At 73.4% G+C, this 25210-nt stretch carries 25 protein-coding genes; 23 read left to right on the top strand and 2 right to left on the bottom strand.

Annotated elements, in window-relative coordinates; genetic code table 11:
• Window position 1 precedes the first annotated feature (1 nt).
• The 5 genes from ACIO9J_RS31415 to mtnB all read left to right on the top strand — a co-directional run bounded on the left by ACIO9J_RS31415 (window position 2) and on the right by mtnB (window position 4866).
• The gene (locus ACIO9J_RS31415) at window positions 2-1627 is read left to right on the top strand and encodes an FAD-dependent oxidoreductase (protein WP_402007095.1); all 1626 of its coding nucleotides are present in this window, start codon (window positions 2-4) and stop codon (window positions 1625-1627) included.
• 146 nt (window positions 1628-1773) lie between these two features.
• The gene (locus ACIO9J_RS31410) at window positions 1774-2838 is read left to right on the top strand and encodes an LLM class flavin-dependent oxidoreductase (protein WP_402007093.1); all 1065 of its coding nucleotides are present in this window, start codon (window positions 1774-1776) and stop codon (window positions 2836-2838) included.
• Between the two features lie 59 nt (window positions 2839-2897).
• Entirely contained in the window at window positions 2898-3482 is a 585-nt protein-coding gene (locus ACIO9J_RS31405; RefSeq protein WP_402007091.1) for a 1,2-dihydroxy-3-keto-5-methylthiopentene dioxygenase, read from the top strand.
• The gene (gene mtnC / locus ACIO9J_RS31400; protein ID WP_402007089.1) at window positions 3479-4255 is read left to right on the top strand and encodes an acireductone synthase; all 777 of its coding nucleotides are present in this window, start codon (window positions 3479-3481) and stop codon (window positions 4253-4255) included. Before ACIO9J_RS31405 ends, mtnC begins: the two co-directional genes overlap by 4 nt.
• Window positions 4252-4866: a methylthioribulose 1-phosphate dehydratase gene (gene mtnB, locus ACIO9J_RS31395; protein ID WP_402007087.1), complete on the top strand. Its 615-nt coding sequence runs from the start codon at window positions 4252-4254 to the stop codon at window positions 4864-4866. Before mtnC ends, mtnB begins: the two co-directional genes overlap by 4 nt.
• Before the next feature lie 108 nt (window positions 4867-4974).
• On the opposite strand, the gene mtnA is transcribed toward mtnB, so the two are convergent.
• Window positions 4975-6033, bottom strand: a complete 1059-nt coding sequence (mtnA, locus tag ACIO9J_RS31390; RefSeq protein WP_402007085.1) for an S-methyl-5-thioribose-1-phosphate isomerase — start codon at window positions 6031-6033, stop codon at window positions 4975-4977.
• 348 nt (window positions 6034-6381) lie between these two features.
• Between mtnA and ACIO9J_RS31385 the strand changes: the two genes are divergently transcribed.
• The 8 genes from ACIO9J_RS31385 (at window position 6382) to ACIO9J_RS31350 (ending at window position 14609) form a co-directional block, all read left to right on the top strand.
• Entirely contained in the window at window positions 6382-7434 is a 1053-nt protein-coding gene (locus ACIO9J_RS31385; protein ID WP_402007083.1) for a BMP family ABC transporter substrate-binding protein, read from the top strand.
• Window positions 7418-9001, top strand: coding sequence for an ABC transporter ATP-binding protein (locus tag ACIO9J_RS31380; protein WP_402007081.1), 1584 nt, complete (start codon window positions 7418-7420; stop codon window positions 8999-9001). The genes ACIO9J_RS31385 and ACIO9J_RS31380 overlap by 17 nt, the downstream gene beginning before the upstream one ends.
• A 1-nt stretch (window position 9002) precedes the next feature.
• On the top strand, window positions 9003-10139 hold the full coding sequence (locus ACIO9J_RS31375) for an ABC transporter permease (RefSeq protein WP_402007079.1): 1137 nt from the start codon (window positions 9003-9005) through the stop codon (window positions 10137-10139).
• A complete protein-coding gene (locus ACIO9J_RS31370) occupies window positions 10139-11041 on the top strand; it encodes an ABC transporter permease (protein ID WP_402007077.1) in 903 nt (300 codons plus the stop codon). The genes ACIO9J_RS31375 and ACIO9J_RS31370 overlap by 1 nt, the downstream gene beginning before the upstream one ends.
• The gene (locus ACIO9J_RS31365; protein WP_402007075.1) at window positions 11038-11799 is read left to right on the top strand and encodes a purine-nucleoside phosphorylase; all 762 of its coding nucleotides are present in this window, start codon (window positions 11038-11040) and stop codon (window positions 11797-11799) included. Before ACIO9J_RS31370 ends, ACIO9J_RS31365 begins: the two co-directional genes overlap by 4 nt.
• A gap of 71 nt (window positions 11800-11870) precedes the next feature.
• On the top strand, window positions 11871-13223 hold the full coding sequence (locus ACIO9J_RS31360; RefSeq protein WP_402007073.1) for an amidohydrolase: 1353 nt from the start codon (window positions 11871-11873) through the stop codon (window positions 13221-13223).
• Window positions 13220-13849, top strand: coding sequence for a sulfite oxidase-like oxidoreductase (locus ACIO9J_RS31355; RefSeq protein WP_402007071.1), 630 nt, complete (start codon window positions 13220-13222; stop codon window positions 13847-13849). Before ACIO9J_RS31360 ends, ACIO9J_RS31355 begins: the two co-directional genes overlap by 4 nt.
• Window positions 13842-14609 carry a ferredoxin reductase gene (locus tag ACIO9J_RS31350; protein WP_402007069.1) on the top strand — a complete coding sequence of 256 codons (768 nt, stop codon included), beginning with the start codon at window positions 13842-13844 and terminating at the stop codon, window positions 14607-14609. The genes ACIO9J_RS31355 and ACIO9J_RS31350 overlap by 8 nt, the downstream gene beginning before the upstream one ends.
• A 24-nt stretch (window positions 14610-14633) precedes the next feature.
• Here the strand turns inward: ACIO9J_RS31350 and ACIO9J_RS31345 are convergent, their stop codons facing one another.
• Complete coding sequence (locus tag ACIO9J_RS31345) at window positions 14634-16073, bottom strand: MFS transporter (RefSeq protein ID WP_402007067.1); 1440 nt, start codon at window positions 16071-16073, stop codon at window positions 14634-14636.
• A gap of 246 nt (window positions 16074-16319) precedes the next feature.
• Here ACIO9J_RS31345 and ACIO9J_RS31340 point away from each other — a divergent pair, with 246 nt between their 5' ends.
• The 10 genes from ACIO9J_RS31340 to ACIO9J_RS31295 are packed head-to-tail and all read left to right on the top strand — an operon-like array spanning window position 16320 to window position 25209.
• Window positions 16320-17807 carry an aldehyde dehydrogenase gene (locus tag ACIO9J_RS31340; RefSeq protein ID WP_402007065.1) on the top strand — a complete coding sequence of 496 codons (1488 nt, stop codon included), beginning with the start codon at window positions 16320-16322 and terminating at the stop codon, window positions 17805-17807.
• A gap of 20 nt (window positions 17808-17827) precedes the next feature.
• On the top strand, window positions 17828-18733 hold the full coding sequence (locus ACIO9J_RS31335; protein ID WP_402007063.1) for a VOC family protein: 906 nt from the start codon (window positions 17828-17830) through the stop codon (window positions 18731-18733).
• Window positions 18730-19527, top strand: a complete 798-nt coding sequence (locus ACIO9J_RS31330) for an aspartate dehydrogenase domain-containing protein (RefSeq protein WP_402007061.1) — start codon at window positions 18730-18732, stop codon at window positions 19525-19527. The genes ACIO9J_RS31335 and ACIO9J_RS31330 overlap by 4 nt, the downstream gene beginning before the upstream one ends.
• Window positions 19524-20321: an alpha/beta fold hydrolase gene (locus ACIO9J_RS31325; RefSeq protein WP_402007059.1), complete on the top strand. Its 798-nt coding sequence runs from the start codon at window positions 19524-19526 to the stop codon at window positions 20319-20321. Before ACIO9J_RS31330 ends, ACIO9J_RS31325 begins: the two co-directional genes overlap by 4 nt.
• Complete coding sequence (locus ACIO9J_RS31320) at window positions 20312-20833, top strand: cupin domain-containing protein (protein ID WP_402007057.1); 522 nt, start codon at window positions 20312-20314, stop codon at window positions 20831-20833. The genes ACIO9J_RS31325 and ACIO9J_RS31320 overlap by 10 nt, the downstream gene beginning before the upstream one ends.
• Window positions 20826-21566 (top strand): SDR family oxidoreductase, encoded by a 741-nt coding sequence (locus ACIO9J_RS31315; RefSeq protein ID WP_402007055.1) that lies wholly within the window; start codon window positions 20826-20828, stop codon window positions 21564-21566. Before ACIO9J_RS31320 ends, ACIO9J_RS31315 begins: the two co-directional genes overlap by 8 nt.
• 19 nt (window positions 21567-21585) lie before the next feature.
• The gene (locus ACIO9J_RS31310; RefSeq protein ID WP_402007053.1) at window positions 21586-22371 is read left to right on the top strand and encodes an SDR family oxidoreductase; all 786 of its coding nucleotides are present in this window, start codon (window positions 21586-21588) and stop codon (window positions 22369-22371) included.
• Window positions 22372-22381: 10 nt separating this feature from the next.
• On the top strand, window positions 22382-24013 hold the full coding sequence (locus tag ACIO9J_RS31305) for a thiamine pyrophosphate-binding protein (RefSeq protein ID WP_402007051.1): 1632 nt from the start codon (window positions 22382-22384) through the stop codon (window positions 24011-24013).
• 13 nt (window positions 24014-24026) lie between these two features.
• The gene (locus tag ACIO9J_RS31300; protein WP_402007049.1) at window positions 24027-24965 is read left to right on the top strand and encodes a PDR/VanB family oxidoreductase; all 939 of its coding nucleotides are present in this window, start codon (window positions 24027-24029) and stop codon (window positions 24963-24965) included.
• A gap of 19 nt (window positions 24966-24984) precedes the next feature.
• Window positions 24985-25209 carry a recombinase-like helix-turn-helix domain-containing protein gene (locus ACIO9J_RS31295; RefSeq protein ID WP_402007047.1) on the top strand — a complete coding sequence of 75 codons (225 nt, stop codon included), beginning with the start codon at window positions 24985-24987 and terminating at the stop codon, window positions 25207-25209.
• Window position 25210 lies beyond the last annotated feature (1 nt).

Raw genomic sequence — 25210 nt, 5'->3', positions numbered from 1 at the left:
AATGACCACCCTGCAGAGCGTCCCTGCCCTCGGGACGCATCCGGCTGCCGGTTCACGTGCCGCTTTTGGAGTGGCGAGCCGCGCCGAGACCCGGGAGCAGCTTTCCAAGGCGACGTACGACCTCCTGGTGATCGGCGGCGGAATCCTGGGCATCTCCACCGCCTGGCATGCCGCGCAGTCGGGACTGCGGGTGGCTCTGGTGGACGCCGGTGACTTCGCCGGCGCCACCTCCTCCGCCTCCTCCAAGCTCCTCCACGGCGGTCTGCGCTACCTGCAGACCGGCGCGGTGAAGCTGGTGGCGGAGAACCACTTCGAGCGTCGCGCGGTGTCCCGTCAGGTGGCCCCCCACCTGGCGAACCCGCTCACCTTCTACCTGCCCGTCTACAAGGGCGGTCCGCACGGCGCGGCCAAGCTGGGCGCGGGCGTCTTCGCGTACTCGGCGCTGTCCGCGTTCGGCGACGGCGTCGGCCACCTGCTCTCCCCCGCCAAGGCCGCGCAGGACGTGCCGGAGCTGCGCACGGACAACCTGAAGGCCGTCGCGGTCTACGGCGACGACCAGATGAACGACTCCCGCATGGCCCTGATGACGGTCCGCGCGGCCGTCGAGTCCGGTGCCGCCGTCCTCAACCACGCCGAGGTCACCGGCCTGCGCTTCACCAAGGGCCGGGTCACCGGCGCGGAGCTCAAGGACCGCATGAGCGGCGACGAGTTCGGCGTCAACGCCCGCCTGGTCCTGAACGCGACCGGACCGTGGGTCGACCACCTGCGCAAGATGGAGAACCCGGACGCGGCGCCCTCCATCCGCCTGTCCAAGGGCGCGCACCTGGTCCTCAAGCGCACCGCCCCGTGGAAGGCCGCGCTGGCGACCCCGATCGACAAGTACCGCATCACGTTCGCGCTGCCGTGGGAGGACATGCTCCTGCTCGGTACGACGGACGAGGAGTTCGAGGGTGACCCGGCGGACGTGCGCGTCACCGAGTCCGACACCGCCCAGATCCTGGACGAGGCCGCGTTCTCCATCCGCGACCAGCAGCTGTCGCGCGATCTGATCACGTACTCCTTCGCGGGTCTGCGGGTGCTGCCCGGCGGTCCCGGCGACACCTCCAAGGCCAAGCGCGAGACGGTCGTCACCGAGGGCCAGGGCGGCATGCTGTCGGTCGCGGGCGGCAAGTGGACGACCTTCCGCCACATCGGCCGGACGATCATGAAGAAGCTGGAGGCCCTGCCGGGTCACCCGCTCGGCGACGACTACGAGCCGGTCTCCTCGCTGCCGAAGAAGCTGCCGCTGCCCGGCATCGCCAACCCGCGCGCCGTCGCCCACCGCCTCCTGGTGGACGGCCCGGCCCCCGGTCCGCGCATGGCCGCCGACACCGCCAAGCACCTGGCGACGCACTACGGCTCGCTCTCCTTCGACATCGCCCGCCTGGCGAACGAGAACCCGGAGCTCGCCGAGCGCGTCCACCCCGACGCCCCGGAGATCTGGGCGCAGGTCGTCTACGCGCGTGACAGCGAGTGGGCCGAGACGGCGGACGACGTGCTGCGCCGCCGCACCACGCTGACGATCCGCGGCCTGGCCACGGACGAGGTGCGCGGCAAGGTCGAGGACCTGCTGGGCAAGAAGGCCTGACGCCCGGCGGTTTCTGAGGGGCGGCTCCCGTTCGGGGGCCGCCCCTCACGCGTGCGCGGGCGACCCCTTCACGCGCGTGCGGGCGGCCGGACCGGGTGCCATGCCGCCGCCACAGCGCCGCAATGTTGCGCGCGCACATTTGAAGCATGAAGTTTCAGGTGCTTTCCCTCATCTCCCACGCCCCGCACCCGCTGACCGGCCGACTCCCCTCCGCCGCCGACCGGTTCGCGGAGGTCGTCGAGGTCGGGGTCGCGGCGGAGCGGCTCGGCTACGACGCGTACGCCGTGGGCGAGCGGCACGCGGGCGCGTTCCTGTCGTCGAGTCCCACGGTCGTGCTCGGCGCGCTGGCCGCGCGCACCTCCCGCATCCGGTTGCTGACCGGCGTCACCGTCGTCGCGATCCTCGATCCGGTGCGGGTCGCCGAGGACTACGCGACGCTCGATCAGCTCTCGCGCGGCCGCGTCGAACTCGTCGTCGGCAAGGGCGCGGAGGCCGGGCACTTCGACCTGTTCGGGCTCGACGAGGAACGCCAGTGGGACCTCCAGCGCGAGAAGTACGAGCTGCTCCGCCGCCTGTGGACCGAGGAGAACGTCGACTGGCAGGGCGAGTTCAGGCCCGCGCTGAAGAACGTGACGACGGTCCCGCGGCCGTACGACGGCGCGCCGCGCGTCTGGCACGGCTCGGCGACCTCCCTCAACTCCCCCGAACTGGCGGCCAGGCACGGGGACCCGCTGTTCACGGCCAACGCCATCCAGCCGCGCTCGGCGTACGCCTCACTCATCGCCCACTACCGTGAGCGCTTCGAGGCGTACGGCCACGATCCGGCCCGCGCGCACGTCGCGGCGGGCTCGGGCGGGCTGCTCATCGCGGACACGGCGGAGCAGGCCGTCGCCCGCTACAAGGAGCTGTACGAGGCGAAGGTGGCGCAGACCTTCCGGCCCGATCTGGCGGGCAGGCCGGGGTACAACACGCCGTTCCGCACGATCGAGGACGCGATCGCCGACGGGCCCCAACTCATCGGCTCCCCGCAGCAGATCATCGACAAGATCCTCGGATACCACGAGGTGTACGGGCACGATCTGCAGTCGATCTCGGTGGACTCCTTCGGGCTCGGGCCCGCCGAGCAGATCGAGACCCTGGAGCGGTTCGCGGCGGAGATCGCGCCGGTGGTGCGCGCGGCGGCGCCGTCCACGCTGTGGGACACCCCGTGACGTCCCCGCACCGGGAGCTACGATCCGAAGAACAGCCCTGACCTGCCCTGGAGTGATCGATGACCCTCCTGACGACCTGGCCGGAGGCCGGCCACGACATCGTGGTGCGGCGCACCTCCAACCCGGCGGAGATCGCCGCCGCGCTGGCCCCCATGGGCGTGCGCTACGAGCAGTGGCCGGTGCGCGACGACGTGCCCGCCGATGCCGACAGCGACACGGTCTTCGCCGCCTACCGCGCGGAGATCGACAAGCTCAACGCCGAAGAAGGCTTCCAGACCGTGGACGTCGTGGCGCTGCATCCGAGCGAGGACCCCGAGTGGCCCGCGAAGGCCGCGGCGGCCCGGCAGAAGTTCCTCGCCGAGCACACCCACGACGACGATGACGAGGTGCGCTTCTTCGTCGCGGGCGCCGGGATCTTCTATCTGCACGTGGCGGGCGAGGTGCACGCCGTGTACTGCGAGAAGGGCGACCTGCTCGGGGTGCCGCGCGGCACGACGCACTGGTTCGACATGGGCACGTCCCCCGCGTTCACCGCGATCCGCTTCTTCCACGAGGAGGACGGCTGGATCGGGAACTTCACGGGCAGCCCGATCGCGGACCGCTTCCCCGACTTCGACGAGATCCACGCGGGGTACGCCGCGTGACGGATCCGGACGTGCTCGACGTGCCCGACGTGTTCGACGTGGACGCCGTGGTGCTCGACATCGAGGGCACCACGAGCGCCACCGGTTTCGTGGTGGAGGTGCTCTACCCGTACGCGCGCGAGCGGTTCGGCGCGCTGCTCGCCTCGCGGGGCGCCGAGCCCGAGGTGGCGCGGGCCGTCGCGCAGGTGCGGGCCGAGGCCGGTGAGCCGGGCGCGGATGCCGCGCGCGTCGAGGAGATCCTCGGCCGCTGGGTCGACGAGGACCGCAAGGCGACGCCGCTGAAGACGCTCCAGGGCATCCTGTGGGCGGAGGGCTTCGCCCGGGGCGAGCTCGTCTCGCACTTCTACCCGGACGTGATCGAGGTGCTGCGGCGCTGGCACGCGGAGGGCGTGCGGCTGCACGTCTACTCGTCCGGCTCGGTGGCCGCGCAGCGCGCCTGGTTCGCGCACTCCCCCGAGGGCGATCTGCTCGGGCTCGTCGGCGGCCTGTACGACACGGTGAACGCGGGGCCCAAGCAGGATGCGGACTCCTACCGGGTGATCGCCTCGTCCGCGGGTGTCGCCCCCGAGCGGCTGCTCTTCCTCTCCGACCGGCCCGGTGAGCTGGACGCGGCGCGGGCCGCGGGCTGGCGGGCGGTCGGGGTGCGGCGGGCGGGCGAGCCGTACGCCGATGCGGACTTCGGCGATCATCCGCGGGTCACGTCCTTCTCCCAGATTTCCCTCGCCCCGATATCGCCTGCCTCGAAAACCCCTGTCCCCAGGAGCAGTTCATGACCGAGAACACCGCCGTCACCGCACTGGATCTGGAGGAGGCGGGGGCCGTGCTCGCCGCGGAGGCCGCGCGGTTCGCCTCGTTCGGCTGGATGCGGGGCACCTCGGGCAACCTGTCCCTCGTGCTCTCCCGGGACCCGCTGCGGCTCGCCGTCACGGCGAGCGGCCGCGACAAGGGCGAACTGACCTCGTCCGACGTGGTGTTGACGGATGGGGCGGGCGCCGCGGTCGGCCCCGGGCGGCCGTCCGCCGAGGCCGCGCTGCACGCGCGCGTGGCACGGCTGACCGGGGCGGGCGCCGTGGTCCACGTCCACACGGTGGCGTCCGTGGTGCTCGGGCAGCGGTCCCCCGAGGGGATCGTGTTCGAGGGCCTGGAGATGCTGAAGGGCCTCGGGCACCCGACGCACGAGGTGTCGGTGACGCTCCCGGTGATCGCCAACAGCCAGGACATGACGGTGCTCGGGGACCGCCTGGAGGCGGCGTTGACCCCCGGGATGCCGGGGGTCGTGGTGGCCGGGCACGGGATCTACGTCTGGGGTGCGGATGCGCGGGAGGCGCGGCATCGGGCGGAAGTGGTGGAGTGGCTCCTTGAGTTGGAACTGGCGCGGAGCTGAACCTTTCCGGGACGGGCCGGTAAGTACCAGCCCGTCCGGCGCTTGAGGACGAACTCGGCGGAGCCGGTGATGGCATCGGCCCCGTGGCGAAGCCCAGGAGCACGCGGTCTACGCCGGCCCACCCCCCGGTAGCTCCCCCGCCGAGACCTCAAGCACTCCCCGCTCGGTGACGAGCGCCGTCACGAGGGACCCCGGCGTCACGTCGAACGCCGGGTTGTGGCCGCGGGAGGCGGCCGGGGCCGTGCGGAGGCCAGACCACCGCAACACCTCGTCCTCGCCGCGGAGTTCGATGTGGATCGCGTCGCCGGACTCCGTGGCCAGGTCCACCGTCGTGGTGGGCGCCGCCACCATGAAGGGGATGCCCGCGTACGCGCACGCGAGGGCTATGCCGACCGTGCCGACCTTGTTGGCGGTGTCGCCGTTCGCGGCGATGCGGTCCGCGCCGACGATCGCCGCGTCGACCTCGCCGCGCAGGATCGTGCCCGCCGCCGCGCCGTCCGCCTGGACGTAGTGCGGTATGCCCTCCTGGGCGAGCTCCCAGGCCGTGAGGCGGGCGCCCTGGAGGAGCGGGCGGGTCTCGTCGGCGTAGACCGACTCGATCCGGCCCCTGGCATGCAGTTCGCGGATGACGCCGAGCGCCGTGCCCCAGCCCGCCGTGGCGAGGGCGCCGGTGTTGCAGTGGGTGAGGATGCGCAGCGGCCGCTCCTGGGCGGCAGGCACCCGCTTGAGGAGCCAGTCCGCCCCGTACGCGCCCATCGCGTGGTTGGCCGCGAGGTCCTCGCGGACGATCGCGTCGGCCTCGGCGAGCACCGCGGCGATGCCGTCGCCGACGAGCGGCGCGACGCGGTCGACGCAGACCATCAGGTTCACCGCGGTGGGCCGCGCCTCGCGCACGCGCGCGATCTCGGCGTCCAGGCGCGCCCGGTCCCAGCCCTCGCGCCCGGCCTGCGCCATGGCGAGCGCCACTCCGTAGGCACCGGCCGCGCCGATCGCGGGGGCGCCGCGCACGACGAGGCGCACGATCGCGTCGATGAGGCCGTCGACCGTGGTGACGGCGAGGCGCTCCAGGGCGTGCGGGAGCGCGGTCTGGTCGATGAGGGACAGCGCGGGACGGCCGTCCTCCGCGGCCGCCGTCCACGTCACGGCGCGCAGTTCCTGGCTGTTCATGGGCTCAACTCCGAAGGAAAGGGGGCGATTCGGCCACGGGAGGAGGGGTGCCGTCACCGTACCTGACGTGCTCGAACCACATTTCGAGACGTTCGTGCGGCTGTCCGAAATCCGGTGTTACCCTCACCGCCACCCAGGACAGATCGATCCGATCCACGGTGCGAGGAGGACAGCGATGCGCGCGGACATGACCGCGAAAGCGGACGCGACGCGCTGCCCCGCCGTGTCCCGCGGCAGCCGAATGTGCCGCTGTCGCCGCTGTTGTCGCTGAGCGACGCTACTTCCTGCACGTACGAATCTCCTGTCACCGCCCGGGGCGTACCCGGGCACCTCCACGAAGGCGATCCCATGTCCCTGCGTACGCGTACGTCCCTGCGGCTCACCGCCGCGACCGTCGGCGCCGTCCTCCTCGCCACCGGCTGCAACGCCGCCGCCAAGAACGGCGACGCGGACGACGAGGGGAAGGGGAAGGCGTTCACGCTCGTCACGCCCGACCCCGTCGCCCAGAACGAGTTCCTCAAGCTGGCCGTGAGCGGGGTGAAGGCGGCGGCGAAGGCGCAGGGCGGCTCGCAGAAGGTGTTCCAGAGCAGCGACAACGACTCGCGGCAGCAGAACGTGGCCTCGGCGGTCGACTCGGCGCCCGACGTCATCGCGCTCGTCGGCTTCGAGTTCGCGGACATCGTCGCGCAGCAGGCCGAGGCGCATCCCGAGCAGCAGTTCCTGCTCGTCGACGCGTGCACCAAGAAGAGCTACGAGAACGTCACGTGTGCCGTCTTCCGCGAGCACGAGGCGGTCTATCTCGCGGGCGCCGAGGCGGGCCTGCTCACCAAGGGGAAGAAGGTCGGCGCGGTCGACGTGCTCGACACCCCGCAGTTCCGGCGCTACAGCGAGCCGTTCGCGGCGGGCGCGAAGAAGGTGCGGCCCGGTGTCACCTCCCGGACGCTGTTCGTCGGCGGCCAGTCGCCGTTCAACGACGCGGCGCGCGCCAAGGACCAGGCGGCGACGCTCGCTTCGGGCGGCGCCGACCAGGTGATGGCGGCCGCGGCGGGCGGCAACACGGGCGTGTTCCAGGCCGCCAAGAACCGCAAGGGGTTCCAGGCCTACGGCGTCGACGCCAACCAGTGCGCGGGCAACCCCGGTGTCGTCGTCGACAACGTCCTGAAGAAGACCGACGTCGCCGTGGAGAAGGGCATCGCACAGATCCTGGCCGGCAAGGGCGGCACGACCGTGTCGTACGGCCTGAAGGAGGGCGGCATGTCGCTGACCGGCCTGGAGCCGGGGGGCGCGGACTCCGGGTGCCTGATCGCCAAGTCCGCCAACAAGGACGTGCTCGCGCGCGTCGAGAAGCTGCGCGACGCCATCGTCGCCGGGAAGCTGACCGTCGATGACCCCGCCGCCTGAGCACGACGGCGGGGCGCCCGCCGTCGAACTGCGGGGCATCACCAAGGAGTTCCCCGGCACGCTCGCCAACGACCGGGTGGACCTGACCGTGCGGCGCGGCGAGATCCACGCCCTGATGGGCGAGAACGGCGCGGGCAAGTCCACCCTGATGTCCGTCCTGTACGGGCTGCACCGCCCGGACGCCGGGCAGATCCTGCTGGACGGGCGCGAGGTGTCGTTCGCGAGCCCGAGCGAGGCGATCGCCGCGGGGCTCGGGATGGTGCACCAGAGCTTCAAGCTGTTCCCCTCGTTCACGGTCGCCGAGAACGTCGTGTACGCGGCCGAGCCGCGCCGGTTCGGTCTCACCGACCGGGCCGAGGCCGTCCGCAGGGTGGCCGCGCTCGCCGAGGAGCACGGGCTCGCCGTGGATCCCACGGCGAAGGTCGGGGACCTGCCGGTGGGGGTGCGCCAGCGTGTGGAGATCCTCAAGCTCCTCTACCGGGGCGCCCGTACGCTCATCCTCGACGAGCCGACGGCGGTGCTCACGCCCGCGGAGGCCGACGCGCTCTTCCGTGTGCTGCGCTCCCTCGCCGACGAGGGCCGCACCGTCCTGCTGGTCACGCACAAGCTGCGCGAGGTCATGGAGGGCAGCGACACCGTGACCGTGCTGCGCGACGGGCGGGTCGCCGCGCGGATGCGTACCGCCGGCACCAGCGCGGACGGCATCGCGCAGGCGATGACCGGGCGCGCCGTCGAGCTGGACCGGGTGCACCCCGCGGGCTCGCCGGGCGGCGCGGTCCTCTCGGTCGGCGGGCTCGCCACGGACGCGGTGCGGGACGTGTCGTTCGACGTGCGCGCCGGTGAAATCGTCGGCATCGCGGGCGTCGCGGGCAACGGGCAGTCCGAACTGGTCGAGGCGGTCGCGGGGTTGCGCCCCGTGCGCGCGGGCCGGGTCACGCTCAGCGGCCTGGACGTCACGGACGCGTCGGCGGCGCGGCGGCGTGCGGCGGGCCTCGCGTACGTCCCCGAGGACCGCACGGCGGTCGGCACCGCGCCCGCCGCGACCATCGCGGAGAACCTCGCCATGGGCCACCACCGGGGGCGCGGCCTACTCAGGCCGGGACGGCTGCGCGAGCACGCGCGCGTGCTGATCGAACGCTTCGGCATCAAGGCGGCGTCGACCCGGCATCCGGCGGGCTCGCTCTCCGGCGGCAACCTCCAGAAGCTCGTCATCGGCCGTGAACTGGCCCATGAGTCACCCCTGTTGATCGTCGAGCAGCCCACCCGCGGGGTGGACATCGGCGCCATCCAGACGATCCACGACCAGCTGATCGCCCACCGCGACGCGGGCCACGCGATCCTCCTCGTCTCGGCCGAACTCAGCGAGATCCGGGGCCTCTCGGACCGGGTCCTCGTGATGTACGAGGGCCGGATCGCCGCCGAGTTCACCCGCGAGGAGGCGGACGAACGACGGCTCGGTCTGGCGATGGCGGGCGCGGGGTCCTCGGCGGACACCGACACCGACCCTGCCGCCGCTGCCGCCGCCACTGCCCCCGCCACCGCCGCACCCGCCAAGGAGGCCCCCTGACATGGCCGTCGAGTCCCTGCCCCGGGGGCGCTCGCTCGCGGGACGCGCCCTGCGCTCCCCCGCGCTGCACTCCGTCGTCGCCGCCGTGCTCGTCGGCGCGCTGTTCCTCGTCGGTACGGGCGCCGACCCCCTCGGCGCGTACGGCTCCGTGCTCAGCGGTGCCCTCGGGCCCGACGGCATCGGGTCCACCCTGACGACGGGCACCAGCATCATCGGGCTCGCCGTCGCGCTCGCCATCCCGATGCGGGCGGGGCTGCTCAACCTCGGCGGCGACGGCCAGCTGGTGCTCGGCGGCATCGCCGCCGCGGCCACCGGCCTCTACGTCCCGCTGCCCGCCCCGCTCGCGGTGCTCGCCGCGCTGCTCGCCGGGATGCTGGCGGGCGCCGCCTACGCCGCGCTCGCCGCGGTCTGCCAGAACAGGTTCGGCGTACCGCTCCTGGTGAGCAGCCTGCTGCTCGGCTATCCGGCGATGTCGTTCGCCTCCTATCTGGCGCGCTTCCCGCTGAAGGAGGAGGGGTCGAGCCTGCCGCAGACCCGGCGGCTGCCGGACGGCGTCGAGCTGCCCGCCTTCGGTTCCTCGACGGTCACGGTGGGCCTGGTGCTCGTCGTGCTCGCCGCGGCCGTGTTCATGTTCGCCGACGCCCGCACCGCCGCCGGATACGAGATCCGCATGACGGGGCTCAACCCGCGCTTCGCGGCGTACGCGGGGATCGACAGGCCCCGGCTCACGCTGCGCCTGATGGGACTCTCCGGGGCGGTCGCCGGACTGGTCGGGGCGATCGGCGTGCTCAGCTTCCCGTACCGCTTCATCGACGGTTCGCTGACCGCGGCCGGGCACACCTGGACGGGCCTGACCGCCGCGCTGCTCGCCTCCGCCGCGCCCCTGGGCACGGCGCTCGCCGCGCTGTTCTTCGCCGCGCTCGAAGTCGGCGGGCTCGCCATGGAGCGGGCCACCGAGGTGCCGCGGGAGCTGACGCAGGTGCTCCAGGCCGTCGTCATCGTCTTCCTCGCCGCGCGGCTCAGGCTGACCTGGCGGCGCGCCCGGAAGCCGGCGGCCACGAAGGCGGTGGCATCCACCGAGAAGCCAGAGAAGCCCGAGGAGCCCGTGAAGTCCGTCCGTACCGAGGGGGACCTCTGATGTCCGTCGACTCCGCGCTCTTCCACTCGGCGCTCCTCGCCCTCACGCCGATCCTGCTCGCCGCGCTCGGCGGCGCGATCTGCGAGCGCGCGGGCGTGTTCAACATCGGCCTCGAAGGCATGATGCTGATCGGCTGCTTCAGCGCGGTCGCGGGCAGCTGGTTCACCGGCAGCGCCTGGCTGGGGGTGGCCCTGGCGGCCCTCGCCTCGGCGGCGTACGCGATGATCCTCGCCGTGGGAACCATCAGCCTGCGCGGTGACGCCGTCGTCCTCGGCGTCGCGCTCAACCTCCTCGCGGTCGGCCTGACCGGGTTCCTGCTGCGTACGGTCTTCGGCGTGCAGGGCACCTTCTCCGACCCTGATCTCGCGGGCCTCGGCAACCTCGGCCTGGGCTTCCTGGGTCCCGTCCTGTCCGGGCACTCCGCCCTCGTGTACCTCTCGTGGGCGGCCGTCGCCGTCGCCGCCGTGTTCCTCGCGCGCCACCCCTGGGGGCTGCGGCTGCGCGGGGTCGGCGAGGCGCCCGACGCGGCCGCGACCCTGGGGGTGAGCCCGGCGAAGTACCAGTACGCCGCCGTGCTCGCCAGCGGTCTGCTATGCGGGCTCGCGGGCGCCCAACTCGCCCTCGGCAACGTCACGTTGTTCTCGGAGAACATGACGGCGGGCCGCGGCTGGATCGCCGTGGTCGCGGTCATGCTGGGCCGCGCCCTGCCGGTGGGGGTGCTGCTCGCCGCGCTGCTCTTCGGCATCGCGGAGGCGGTCGGCTTCCGGTTGCAGGGCAACGGTCTGCCGCAGCAGGCGACCGACGCGGCCCCCTATGTGGTGACCTTGGTCGCCCTCTTCCTCACCACGGCGCGCCGCAAGCGCCGCAAGCGTCCCGAACCCCTGGCAGGAGCCTCCTCATGACGACGCCGTCCGACACCCTGCCCATCACCCGGGTGCCCCGCACCGGACTGCCCGCGCGGGCCGTCGTGGTCGGCGACCCGGGCCGCGCGGCCGCCGTCGCGGAGCTGCTCTCCGACGCCAAGGAGGTGTCCTACCACCGCGAGTACCGCGTCTTCACCGGCAGCTGGCAGGGCACCGACGTGGTCGTCGCCTCGCACGGCGTGGGCGCCCCCGGTGCGATCCTCCTCTTCCAGGAGCTCGCGGAGGCGGGCGTGCGCACGCTGATCCGGCTCGGCACCGCGGGCGCGATCCGCCCCGGCATCCGCGACGGCGACCTGGTCATCGCGGACGCGGCGGTGCGCGACGACGGGGTGACGCAGCAGCTGATCCCCGCCGAGTACCCGGCGTTCTCGGCGCCCGAGGCGGTCCTCGCGCTGCAGCGCGCGGCGCGGGCGGCCGGTGCGCCGTACCACCGCGGCGTGGTCTGGACGCGGGCCGCGTTCCAGCCGGGCTTCCTGCCGCTGCCCGGCGAGGCGTACACGGCCGCCGGGATCGCCGCGATCGAGATGGAGCTCTCGGCGCTGTACGTCTTCGCCTCGACGCACGGCCTGACCGCGGGCGGCGCCCTGGTCGTGGACGGCGCGAACGCCGACGAGCTGGTCGACGCGGAAGCCACCGGGGGCTACGACCCGCACCGCGACGTGGTCGCCGACGGGGTCGACCGGGGCGCCCGGATAACCTTGGACGCGCTGCGCCTGCTGGCCTCGGCCGAGAGCTGAGCCTGGGCCCGGGACGCCGAGGACCCGGACGACCGCAGCGCACGCCGCGACCGACCACGGAGAACGGAACCATGCAATCCACTGACCTCCCTGCCCAGGACCGCGGCGGCCCCATCGACCTGCTCGTGCACGGCGGGGACGTCCTGACCGTCGACGAGGCGGGGACCGTCGTGCCGGACGGCGCCGTGGCCGTCCGCGCGGGCCGCATCGTCGAGGTGGGTCCTGCCGACCGGCTGCGCCCGGCGTACGAGGCGGCCGAGGAGATCGACGCGCGCGGCTGCCTCGTGCTGCCCGGCCTGATCAACACGCATACGCACCTCGCGATGAACCTGATGCGCGGCATCGCCGACGACGTCACGCTCCAGGGCTTCCTGGAGCGGGTCGTGCCGCGCGAGGCCGCGATCCTCTCGCCGGGCGCGGTGGCGGCCGCGATGCGCGCCGCGATCGCCGAGTCGGTGCGCGGCGGCGTCACCACCGCGCTCGACATGTTCTGGTTCCACGAGGCCGCCGAGGCCGCGGCCCGCGAGGCCGGCTGGCGGCTGCTGACCGGACCCACCTTCATGGACGTGCCGGGCCCGCCGGACGGCAGGCCGTACGCCGAGCGGCTCGCCTGGGCGACCGGGCACCTCAAGGCCTACGTCCCGGCGCCGGGCACCCGCCCGGTCGTCTGCGCGCACTCCGCGTACACCCTGAACCCGGCGCAGCTCACCGAGATCGCCGCGCTCGCCCGCGAGCACGGCGCGCTGCTGCACGTCCACGCGTCCGAGAACGCGGCCGAGGTGGAGACCGTCGTCGCGCAGCACGGCATGCGCCCCGTCGAGCTGCTCGACTCGCTCGGCGTGCTCGGCCCCGACACGCTGCTCGCGCACGCCGTGGACCTCACGGACGCCGAGATCGCGACGCTCGCCCGCACCGGCACGCCCGTCGCGCACTGCCCGGTCTCCAACCTCAAGCTGGGCTGCGGCATCGCACGCGTGCCCGAGCTGCTTGACGCGGGCGTCACGGTGGGCCTCGGCACGGACGGCGCGGTGTCCTCCAACACCCTGGACCTGCTGGGCGCGGTGAAGATCGCCGCCCTGGTGCACAAGGCGGGCGGCGACCCCACGGCCGTCAACGCCGAGCAGGCCGTGCGGATGGCGACCGTCGAGTCGGCGCGGGCGCTGGGCCTCGGCGACGTTCTCGGCTCCCTGGAGGCCGGCAAGCGCGCCGACCTGATCGTCCTCGACCTGGACCGGCCGCATCTGCTGCCCCGGCACGACCCGTGGTCGACGCTCGCGTACGCGGCGGCGGCGTCGGACGTGCGCGACACCGTCGTCGAGGGGCGCGTCCTGATGCGCGACCGCGCCCTGCGCACGCTCGACGAGCCCGCGGTCCTGCGCGCCCTGGCCGCGGCGGCCGCCGAGCCCGAGAGGAGCACGGCATGACCCCGGACACCGCCGTCGAACCGACCCGCGGCTTCACCGGGCGCGCCCGCGCCGCCGACCGTGATCCGCGGCTGCCGCCGGGACAGTACGACGCGCGCGAGGGCTGGCCCGTCCTGTCCGCCGAGGTGACGCCCGAACTGGCCGCCGCCGACTGGACGTTCCGCGTCGACGGCCTGGTCGCGCGGCCGCGCACCTGGAGCTGGGACGAGGCGCACGCGCTGCCCGCGTCCGAGTACCGGGGCGACATCCACTGCGTGACCAGCTGGTCCAAGTTCGGGGTGCGGTTCGGCGGGGTGAGCCTGGACTCGTTCCTGGCCGCCGCGGGCCCGCTGCCCGGCGCCACGCACGTCGTCGCGTACTCCCACACCGGCTACACCACGAACCTGCCGCTCGCCGACGTGACGGGCGGCAGGGCGTGGATCGTCTGGGAGTACGGGGACGGGCCGCTGCCCGCCGAGCACGGCGGTCCCGCCCGGCTGATCGTCCCGCACCTCTACTTCTGGAAGAGCGCCAAGTGGGTCGCGGGGCTGCGCCTCCTCGACCACGACGAGCCCGGCTTCTGGGAACAGAACGGCTACCACCACCGGGGCGACCCGTGGGCGGAGGAGCGCTACTCCGGTGACTGACACCCCCCGTACCCCGCAGGGCTTCGTGCCGCCGAGCCGGTTCGCGGTGCCGGGGCGCATCGCGGTCAGCAACCGTGCCGCCGCCACCTGGCAGCGCGCGACCGTCCTGGAGATCCGCGGGGAGACCCCGGCCGCCTCGACGTTCCGCCTCAAGGTGCCCGAGTGGCAGGGACATCTGCCGGGCCAGCACCTGATGCTGCGGCTCACCGCCGAGGACGGCTACGTCGCCCAGCGGCACTACTCGATCGCGTCCGCGCCCGACGGCGGCGGCGAGATCGAGCTGACCCTGGACCACGTGCCGGGCGGCGAGGTCTCCGGGCATCTGCACACCGTCGCCCGCGTCGGCGACACGGTCGAGGTGCGCGGCCCGCTGTCCGGCTTCTTCGCCTGGCCGGGCGACCGGCCCGCGCTGCTGCTCGGCGCGGGCTCGGGCGTGGTCCCGCTGATGTCGATGGTCCGCCACCACCGGGCCGCCGGGCTCGACCTGCCGCTGCGCCTGGTCGTCTCCGCGCGCACCCGCGACGACCTGATCTACGCGGCCGAGTACGCCGAGGAGACCACGGTCGTCCTGACCCGCACGGAGGGGCGGCTCGCCGCCGGGCACCTGGCGCCCTTCCTCGACGCCGCGGGGCGGCCGGACGGCGACGGCGGCTGGGAGGCGTACATCTGCGGCTCCAACGGCTTCGCGGAGCACGCCTCGCGGCTCCTGGTGGCGGGCGGCCAGCCGGTCGACCGGATCAGGATCGAACGCTTCGGCTGACCGCCGGGAGGGGCGTCGCCGTGGCTACGGCGACACCTCTTCCAGGCGCCGCCCGGCCGTCTCCTCCGCGCCGAGCGCCGCGACGACGGCGCCCACGACGGCCACCGCGCCCAGCATCACGAACACGGTCGAGACGCTGCCGTCCGCGTAGACCGCGCCCACCACGATCGGGCCGAGGATCACGCCGAGCCGGTTCATCGCGCCGCCCACGCTGGAGCCGAGCGCCCGCATGCGGGTGGGGAACAGCTCGGGCGTGTACAGGTACAGGCAGATGTTGGAGCCGAAGAAGAAGACCGCCGCGAGCGAGGTCCAGATCAGCACCTCGACGGGGGTGCGGGCGCCGAGGAACGCGAGGACGAGCAGCATCGCGGCGGCCCCGCCGAGACAGCCGGTGATGACGCGCCTGCGCCCGGCCCTGTCCACGGTGAGCGCGGCGATCAGACAGCCGAGCAGCCCGGCGCAGGAGGTGACGGTGGAGTAGAGCAGCGCGTCCGACAGGGACAGGTCGTAGCGGTTCTGGTAGATCGTCGGGAGCCAGGACGTGATGCCGTAGTTGACGAAGTAGCCGGTGAACCAGAGGACGCCGATGACGAGGGTGCGGCGGCGGTAGCGGCCGGTGAACAGGCCGCGAAGGCCGCTGGTGGCCGCCCTTTCTTGAGCGGTCGGCACGGCAGCGGTCGGCACGGCAGCGGTCGGCACGGCCTCGGGCGCCGCCTCCGGTACGGGCGGCAGCGGCTTGCCCGTGATGCGTTCGACCTCGCGCTCGATGCCGTCCATCACCTCGGCGGCCTCGGCGGTCCTGCCGTGGTCGGCGAGCCAGCGCGGCGACTCGGGGACCCTGCGCTGGACGAGGATGCAGAGCAGGCCGGGCAGCGCGGCGATGGCGTACATCCAGCGCCAGCCGAGGATCGGCACCACCCAGGCGGCGACGAGGGCGCCGACGGTGAGTCCGGCGGGAAAGACCAGCTCGTACAGGAGCACGAAGCGGCCGCGCCGGTGGCTGCGGGTGATCTCGGCGATGAAGGTGGCGGCCACCGGCACCTCGCCGCCGATGGCCAGGCCCTGGACGAAGCGCAGGCCCATGAAGAGGTCGACGGAGGGGGCCGCGGCGAGGGCGAGGTTCGCGGCGCTGGAGACGGCGACGCAGATCGCGATGACCTTGACCCGGCCGACGCGGTCGGCGAGCCGCCCGGAGAGCAGGGCGCCGACGAGCATGCCGATCGAGCCGACGGTGAGCAGGAGCGTGGCTCCTGAGGTGCTGAGGTCGAACTCGTGGCGCAGCTCGGGCAGCGCGTAGGCGATCAGGAGCTGGTCGAAGGCCTCGAAGAAGGTGACCGCGCCGACGATGAGGCGGACGGTGACGTGCCAGCGGCACAGGGGCAGCCGCTCGAAGCGGGCGGCCATGGCGGCCCGCGCGGCCGGCACCGCGTGGTCGGGTGGGGTGTCTGAAGCGTTGAGCGTCATACAGGTACTCCGCGGCGATGAGGGGACGGGAGCGGGGTCTCGACGTCCCGAGACCGGGGGCGAGTTAGCGCAAAGTTTCTAAGCGCTTAAGTTGTACCGTCCTGCGACCGGAGGCCGTCAAGGGTCTGAGCAAGGAAAGAACAGGCGGCCGGGTCTTGCGTCCCAGATATTTAAGCCCTTAGATTTCTAGCGCTTAGTCAAGCACGCCCCGGAACAACGTCCGAGCTCCGCAAGGAGGGCCCCCGCATGCCCCGAACACCCGCAGACGAAGCGCTCATCGCGGGCCGGTGGCGGCGCGGCGCGGGCGACCCCGTCAGGACCGTCGATCCGGCCACCGGCCGCGTGCTCGCCACCGTGCACGCGGTCACCGTCGAGGAGGTCGCGGAGTCGGCGCGGGCCGCGGCCCGCGCCGCGGCGGACCCGCGCTGGCGGGACCTGCCGCCGCACCGCCGCGCCGAACTCCTGCACCGCGTCGCCCGGTTGATCGACGAGGCGGCCGAGGGCCTCGCCGCGCTCCAGACCGCCGACACCGGCAAGACCCTCGCCGAGACCCGCGCCCTGGTGGCCAGCGCCGCCGGGACCTTCCGCTACACCGCCGCGGCCCTGGAGACCGCCGAGGACGCGCTCACGCCCGCGCGCGGCGACTACGTCACGATGAGCGTCCACGAGCCCATCGGCGTCGTCGGCGCGATCAACCCCTGGAACTCCCCCGTCGCCAGCGACGCGCAGAAGCTCGCCCCCGCGCTCGCGGGCGGCAACGCGGTGCTCCTCAAACCCGCCGAGTGGACGCCCCTCGTCTCGCTCGCACTGGGCCGACTGATCAGCCGGGCGCTCGACGAACTCGGCCTGCCCGCGGCCCTGTTGTCCGTGCTCCCCGGGCGCGGGAGCGTCGTCGGCGACGCGATCGTGCGCGATCCGCAGGTCGGCAAGGTCACCTTCACCGGCGGCACCGCGACCGGCCGGACGATCGCGCACGCGGCCGCCGAGAAGCTGATGCCGGTCTCCCTGGAGCTCGGCGGCAAGTCGCCGACGATCGTCCTCGCCGACGCCGACGTGGAACAGGCCCTGGCCGGGGTGATGTTCGGGGTGTTCTCCTCCAGCGGGCAGTCCTGCATCGCCGGTTCGCGGCTCTTCGTGGCGCGCGAGCTGTACGCGGAGTTCGTCGGTGAACTGGTCGAGCGCACCCGGAAGTTGCGGGTGGGCCCCGGCACATCGCCGGACACCCAGGTGGCGCCGCTGGTGCACCACGAGCACCGGGACGCGGTCGCCTCGCGCGTCGACCTGGCGCGCGAGGAGGGCGCCCGGGTCCTGTGCGGCGGCGCGGCGCCCGACGGCGCGGAGTACCGCGACGGGGCGTACTACCTGCCGACCGTCCTCGACGGGCTGCCGAACTCCGCGCGCACCTGCCAGGAGGAGATCTTCGGCCCGGTCCTCGTCGCGCTGCCCTTCGACGGCGAGGCGGACCTCGTCGCCCAGGCCGACGCCTCCGTCTACGGCCTGGCCTGCGGGATCTGGACCCGCGACCACCGCGCCGCGTGGCGGATCGCCCGCCGGATCGAGGCGGGCACCGTCTGGATCAACACCTACAAGCAGTTCAGCATCTCCACCCCCTTCGGCGGCATGAAGGACAGCGGCCTCGGCCGCGAGAAGGGCCGCGACGGCATCCGCTCCTACCAGCGCCAGAAGTCCCTGTACTGGGGCACCGCCGAGACCCCGCTGCCCTGGGCCAACTGACCACCCCACCGGAGTACTTGATGTCCCACCCCCCGATAGCCCGGCTGCGCGCGCTGCGCTCCGTCGAGCTGCTCACCCCCTCCTTCGCCGAGGCCACCGACTTCTACGAGGACGCCTGGGGCCTGGAGGTCGTCGAGGCCGAGCACAGCGCTAGCTGGCTGCGCGGCACCGGCGAGGAGCACCACGCCCTCCAGCTCACCCGCTCCGAGCGCACGGGCCTCGGCCGCCTGACCTTCTCCGTCGGCACCCCCGCCGAGGTCGACGAGGCCGCCCGGCGGCTCGAAGCCCGCGGCATCACGCCCGTGGCGGGGCCAGGACCGCTCGACCAGGTCGGCGGCGGCTACGGGCTGCGCTTCACCGACCACGAGGGCCGGCTGATCGAACTCTCCGCGCAGACCTGGGCCGTCGCCCCGCGCGGCCGGGACGGCGCGGTGCCCGTCGGGGTCACCCACGCCGTCCTGAACACCACCGACATCGACGCATCGGTCGACTTCTACACCGACGTGCTTGGCCTGCGGGTCTCCGACTGGTCCGAGCACCAGATGGCGTTCCTGCGCTGCAACGCCGACCACCACTGCGTCGCGTTCAACCAGGCCGAGTGGGTCTCCCTCAACCACGTGGCGTACGAGATGAGTTCGATCGACCACTTCATGCGGGGCCTGGGCCGGCTGCGCCACCACGGGATCGCCCCGCAGTGGGGTCCCGGGCGGCACGGGCCCGGCAACAACACCTTCTCCTACTTCACCGACCCGACCGGGCTCGTGTGCGAGTACACCTCCGAGGTCGCGCAGGTCGTCGAGGACCGCTGGATCGCCAAGGTCTGGCGGCGGGTGCCCGAGCTGTCCGACCTGTGGGGCACGGCGGGGGCGCCGTCCAAGGAGATCCGCTGTCACATGGCCGGTTCGCCGGAAGGAGCACGGGCGTGAACGCCACCAGGAAGGTCGGTCTCGTCGGCTGGGGCGCCATCGGCCGCGTCGTCGGCACCGCGCTGGTCGAACACCGCGTCCCCGGCGCCGAGTTGGCGTGCGTCGTCGACAACCGCCCGCTCGGCGGGACGGCGCCCGCGCCGCAGCTCACCTTCGACGAGGCGCTTGATCGCTGCGATCTGATCGTGGAGGCGGCGGGCCAGGGCGTCGTACGTGAATGGGGCGAGCGCGTGCTCAGCTCCGGGACCGATCTGCTGATCGCCTCGACGGGCGCCCTCACCGACGAGGAGCTGGCCGAGCGCCTGCTCGCGGCGGGTCCGGGGCGGGTGTACTTCACCGGCGGCGCGGTCGGCGGGCTCGATCTCCTCCAGGCCGTACGCTCGCTCGGCCCGCTCGACGAGGTGCGGCTGACCACCACGAAGCTGCCCGGCACGCTCGAACAGCCGTGGATGGACGAGGAGTTGCTCGGCCGCCTTCGGACGGCGACCGGTCCGGTCGAGGTGATGTCGGGGACCGCGCGCGACATCCCGGTGAAGTTCCCCAAGTCGACGAACGTCGCGGCCTCCGTCGCCCTCGCCGTCGGCGACCTGGACGCTGTGCGGGTCCAGGTCGTCGCCGATCCGGGCGCGCACCACACGCGGCACGTCGTCGAGGCGTCCGGCGCGCACGGGTCGTACCGCTTCGACGTGGCCCATCTGCCGGACCCGGAGAACCCCGCGACCAGCCAGGTCGTGCCGTACTCGGTGCTGCGCTCGCTCGCGGCGCTCGCCGGTCGGACGGGGCAGATCCTGTGAGCGTCCACCTGGAGACGGCGGGATCGACAGGACCGCTGCTGCTGTGCCTGCACGGCATCGGCTCCTCCTCTGCCGCGTTCGCGCCGCAGCTCGCCGCGCTCTCGGGGTATCTCAGGGTCCTGGCCTGGGACGCGCCCGGATACGGCAAGTCCCCCGACCCGGATGGCCCGTTGGACCTGGACGGCTTCGCGGACGCGGCGGCCGACGTGATCCGCTCCCACGGCGCGTCGGCGCACGTCCTCGGCGTCTCCTGGGGCGGCGTGATCGCGCTGCGGCTCGCCGCCCGCCACCCGGAACTGGTCGACTCGCTGATCGTCGCGGACTCCAGCCCCGGCTCCGGCACCGATCCGGCCAAGGCCGCCGCCATGCGGCAGCGCGCCGCCGAGCTGGCCGGGGCCGGGCCGCGGGAGTTCGCCGAGCGGCGCGGGCCCCGGCTCGTCTCATCCGGCGCGCCGCCCGAGCTCGTGCGACGGGTCGTCGACACCATGGCCTGCTCCGTCCGGCTGCCCGGCTACGCGTACGCCGCCGAATCGATGGCCGCCACCGATCTGCGCGCGGAACTCCCCGCGATCTCCGCGCCCTCCCTCGTCCTCTGCGGCGACCAGGACCGGGTCACCGGCGTCGAGGCCTCGCAGGTCATCGCCGGGGCCCTGCACAAGACCGCCTACGTGATCGTCAAGGACGCCGGTCACCTGGCCAACCAGGAGCAGCCCGAGCGCTTCAACGCCTGGGTGCTCTCCCACCTCCGCATCACCGCCCGCCTTCCCGAGCAGGAGTTCCCGTCATGCCTCTGACCACCACCGCGTACGACAACGGCGGCGACCTCGCCCGCTACACCGACTCCCTGATCGCCTCCAAGGAGTCCCGCGTCGCGGACTTCGACACGCTCTCCTTCCAGGAGAAGGCGGGCCCGCAGTACCGCCGCGGCCAGATCCGCTACGTCGGCTCCGGCGCCACCGGCAACCACGAGGGCGACAGCCGCATCCTGCCGTCCGGCGGCTTCACCTTCTCCAACATGCTGCTGCCGCCCGGCGCCGAGGGGCCCGCGCACACCCACCACGACGTGGAGGAGGCGTTCTTCGTCCTGGAGGGCGAGGTCCGCGTCGGGGTGCACCGCGGCGCCGACGAGGTCGAGTACCGCACGCTCGGCTACCGCGACATGATCGTCGTCCCGGCCGGGGTCACCCGCTCCCTGAAGAACGAGGGCGACACCGACGCACTGTTCTGCGTCGTCATCGGCACGCAGAAGCCGCAGGTCCCCTCCTACCCCGAGTACTCGCCGATGCACGGCGTCACCCGTGACTGATCCGCGCACGGTGGTCGTCACCGGGGCGGGCCGTGGCCTGGGATTCGCCATGGCCCGCCGGGCGGCCGAGGACGGCTTCCGGGTCGTCGTCGCCGAGGTGGACGCGGCGCGGGGCGGGGCGGCCGTCGCAGAGCTGCGCGCGGAGGGCCTGGACGCGCATTTCGTCCGGTGCGATGTGGCGGACCCGGCGTCGGTCGATGAACTGGCCTCCGCCATAGCCGACTTGGGCCCGCTGTACGGACTGGTCAACAACGCCGCGCTCGCCAACGGCGTCGGCGGCAAGGAGTTCCAGGACATCGACGTCGCGACGTGGGACCGCCTGATGGCCGTCAACGCCCGGGGCCCATGGCTGGTCGCCAAGACCCTCCACCCGCTCTTCCGCTCCCCCGGACGGATCGTCAACATCGCGTCGGACGCGGCCCTCCACGGATCACCTCGCCTTGCCCACTACATCGCCTCCAAGGGCGCGGTCATCGCGCTGACCCGGGCGATGGCGCGCGAGCTGGGCGACAAGGGCATCACCGTGAACGCGGTGGCGCCAGGACTCACCGAGGTCGAGGCCACCGAGACGGTGCCCGCCGAGCGGCACGCGCTCTACCGGGGCCTCCGGGCGATCTCGCGCCCGCAGCGGGCCGACGACCTCATCGGCCTCGTCGCCTTCCTGCTCGGCGACGAGTCCCGCTATCTCACCGGACAGGTGATCGCCGTCAACGGCGGCTTCACCATGAACTGACGTACAGGAGCCAACTGTTATGGATCTGGGCCTCGCCGACCGGACCGTCCTGGTCACCGGCGGCAGCTCGGGCGTCGGCCTGGCCACGGTCCGCGCCCTGCTCGACGAGGGCGCGCGGGTGGCGACCTGCGGCCGCGACGCCGACCGGCTCGCCGCCGCGAGCGCCGCGCTGGGCGCCGGTGACCGGCTCCTGACCGGCGTCTGCGACGTACGGGACGCGGCCGCCGTGGCCGGGTTCACGCGGCGCGCCGCCGAGGAGTTCGGCGGCATCGACGGACTCGTCAACAACGCGGGGCAGTCCCGCATGAAGGGCTTCGCAGAGTCGACCGCCGCGGACTGGCGCGACGAGCTCGAGCTGAAGTTCGCGGGCGTCCTCCACCCCCTGCACGCGGGCCTGCCCTGGCTGCGCGCCTCGGCCGCCGCCTCCGTGGTGAACGTCAACGCGGTCCTCGCCAAGCAGCCGGAGACCCGCCTGATCACCACCAGTGCCGCCCGCGCGGGCATCCTCAACCTCTCCAAGTCCCTGTCCGCCGAGCTGGCCCCGGACGGCATCCGCGTCAACTCCGTCTGCCTGGGCCTGGTCGACACCGGCCAGTGGACGCGCCGGCACGCCGCGTCCGGATCCGGGCTCGGCTACGACGACTGGCAGGCCGGGCTCGCCGCGGACCGGGGCATCGCGCTCGGGCGGCTCGGGCGGGCCGAGGAGGTGGCGTACGCGATCGTCGCGCTGCTCTCGCCGCGCGCCTCCTACATCACAGGTACCAGCATCGACGTCTGCGGCGGAGTCGGCCGCGGCATCCTCTGAGGAGCCCCTCATGCATTACGACACCGGAGGCGATCTCCTCGTCGCCGTCCTGCGCGAACTCGGCATCGACACGGTGTTCGGCATCGTCAGCGTGCACAACCTGCCGCTGGTCGAGGCCGTCGACCGGGAGCTGCGCTTCGTGCCCGTGCGGCACGAGGCGAGCGCGGTGAACGCCGCCGACGCGTACGGCAGGGCCCGCGGCTCGATCGGCTGCGCCCTCACCTCGACCGGCACCGGCGCGGGCAACGCGGCGGGCTCGCTCGTCGAGGCGCTCAGCGCGGGCACGTCCGTGCTGCACGTCACGGGGCAGGTGGAGAGCGCGTACCTGGGCAGCGGGCGCGGCTTCATCCACGAGACCAAGGACCAGCTGGGCATGCTGAAGGCCGTCTCCGCGCACGCGGCCACCGTGCCGTCGGCCGCCGGCGCGGGACGCGTGCTGCGCGCGGCCGCCCGCGCCGCGCTCGCCCCGCCGGGCGGCCCTGCGAGCGTGGAGTGGCCGGTCGACCTGCAGTACGCGGCGCAGACCGATGCCGCCATCGACCTCCCCGAGCCGATCTTCACACCGTCCTTCGGCGCCGAACTGGCAGACGCGGGCGAGCTGTTGGCGTCCGCGAAGCGCCCGTTGGTCTGGGCGGGCGGAGGTGCCGTGCGCGCGGGCGGCCCGCTGTCCGACCTGCTCGACGCCACCGGGGCCGGGCTGCTCACCTCCAACTCAGGGCGCGGCACCCTGCCCGAGGACGACCCGCGCGTCATCGGGAACTTCGCCGCCACCCCGGCCGGGCGCGCCCTGCTCGCGGACGCCGACCTGCTCCTCAGCGTCGGCACGCACTTCCGGTCCAACGAGACCGCCGACTACGGCCTCCAACTGCCCGCCGCACACGTCCAGATCGACGTCGACCCGGCCGCGCTCGGCCGCGTCTACCCGACGGCCCACACCCTGTGCGGTGACGCGTCGGACGCGCTCACGGCCCTGCTTCCGTACGCCCGGCGCGCCTCGGCGGAATCCGGCTGGGACATCCGGATCACCGCCGTACGCGACGAGGTACGGGCGGACCTGCGCGACGCCATCGGGCCGCAGGCCGCGGTCTGCGACGCCATCCGTGCGGCCCTGCCGCGCGCGGCGGTCGTGGCCCGCGACGTGACCATCCCGTCCAGCAGCTGGGGCAACCGGCTCCTGGAGATGTACGACCCGCGCGACAACGTCTTCCCGCGCGGCGGCGGCATCGGGCAGGGCCTGGGGATGGGCATCGGCGCCGCGCTCGGCCGCCCCGGGGCACCGACCGTGGTCCTCGCGGGCGACGGCGGGCTCGCGGTACACCTGGGCGAGCTGCTCACGCTCGCCCAGGAGCGGCCGCGGCTGACCCTGATCGTCTTCAACGACGGCGGCTACGGCGTGCTCCGCAACATGCAGGACCGCTACAGCGAGCGCCGATCGGGCGTCGATCTGGCCACCCCCGACTTCGAACTCCTCGCCAGGGCCTGCGGGTTGCCGTACGCGCGGATCGCCGCGGCCGAGCAGGCCGGGCCCGTCGTCGCCGAGGCGGTCGCCTCCGACGGCCCGGTGCTCGTCGAGGTCGACCTGGCCGCGCTCGGCCCGATGAAGAGCCCGTTCACCCCGCCCGTGAAGATCCCCACCACGTAGGCAGGCCGCAGCCATGACCTCTGAATCCCTTCTCGACCTGCGGGTGCGCCGCATGACGTGGGAGGCCGAGGGAGTCCTCTCCGTCGAGCTGGCCCACCCGGAAGGCAAGCCCCTGCCCGGCTGGGCGCCCGGCGCGCACCTCGACGTCCAGGTGGGCGGCCAGATCCGCCAGTACAGCCTGTGCGGCGACCCCCGGGACCCGGCGGTGTACCGCGTCGCGGTGCTCAACGAGCCCGCGTCGCGCGGCGGTTCGCGCCACGTCCACACGAAGCTGCGGCCCGGCCAGCACGTCACCGTGTCCGAGCCGCGCAACCACTTCGCGCTTGAGGACGCCGCCGCGTACGTGTTCGTCGCGGGCGGCATCGGGATCACGCCGATCCTCGCGATGGCCCGCGAGGCGGCGCGGCGCGGGGCGCCCTGGCGCCTCGTCTACGGCGGACGCACCCGTGCCTCGATGGCGTTCACCGATGAACTGGCGTCCCTGGAGGGCACGTTGACGCTCGTCCCGCAGGACGAGCTCGGGCACATCGACCTGGCCGCCGCGCTCGACGGGCTGTCCGGCGACACCCTCGTCTACTGCTGCGGCCCCGAGCCGCTGCTCGCCGCCGTGGAGGGCGTCTGCCCCGCCGACCGGCTGCGCGTGGAGCGGTTCGCCGCGCCCGTCGTGGCGCGGGACGGCGACGACGCGGCCTTCGAGGTGGAGTGCCGCCGCTCCGGCGTGACCCTCTCCGTCGATCAGGACACCTCGATCCTCCAGGCCGCGGAGGCGGCCGGGATCACGGTCAGCAGCTCCTGCCAGGAGGGCATCTGCGGCAGCTGCGAGACCCGGGTGCTCGACGGCACCCCCGCCCACCGCGACTTCCTGCTCAGCGAGGCCGAGCACGCGGCCAACACCTCGATGATGATCTGCGTCTCGCGCCGCGCGTCCGGCCGCCTCGTCCTCGACCTGTAATTCCCCACCGGAGGCAACAGTGACCACCACCTGGCCGTACCTGGACGTCCACCAGTCCCGTACGCACGAGCCGAGCCCCTACGAGTACAAGCTCGCCGCCACCCTCGAAGAGGTCTTCACCAAGGAGGGGCACGAACTCTCCGATGTCGTACGCGGCTTGAACGCCCGTCAGATCCACGCGCCCGACGGCGCCCCCTGGACCGAAGAGTCCTTCCGTGCCGAGATGAACCGACTGGGAGCCTGAG

The organism is Streptomyces sp. NPDC087300 (assembly GCF_044744425.1).
Lineage (GTDB): Bacteria > Actinomycetota > Actinomycetes > Streptomycetales > Streptomycetaceae > Streptomyces.
This window is presented reverse-complemented; position numbering and strand designations above follow the sequence as displayed.